1 pseudogene is annotated in these 323 nt (G+C 75.2%); it reads right to left on the bottom strand.

The features are described from left to right. Positions 1-323 (bottom strand): annotated as a pseudogene (locus tag CCN51_RS55440) (hypothetical protein); the annotation flags it as partial.

The following is a 323-nucleotide window of genomic DNA, read 5'->3' on the forward strand; positions in this document are numbered from 1 at the left end:
GGGTGGACGGCGGGGTCACTTCCGGGGTGGACGCCGGGGAGGACGGCGCCGTGAGCGCGCCGGGCAGCGGCAGGCGCTCCGGGCCGCGGGGCGTGCGCACGGTCGTCTGATGGCCGGGACCGTCGGAGAGTGGCAGCGGGTCGATGGGCCGGCCGTCGGGGCCGACCTCGATCGACAGGAAGGTGTGGCCCTCGTAAAGGGGGCGGTCGCTCACGCGCCCGTACTGGCCGTCGACCCAGTCGATGCGGCCCTCGTGGTTGAAGGCGTTGACCGCGTGGACGGTGCCGTTCGGCCGCTGGAAGCGGAGGATCGCCGCCGAGCCG

It is taken from the genome of Streptomyces milbemycinicus, from assembly GCF_002154605.1.
Classification (GTDB): domain Bacteria; phylum Actinomycetota; class Actinomycetes; order Streptomycetales; family Streptomycetaceae; genus Streptomyces; species Streptomyces milbemycinicus.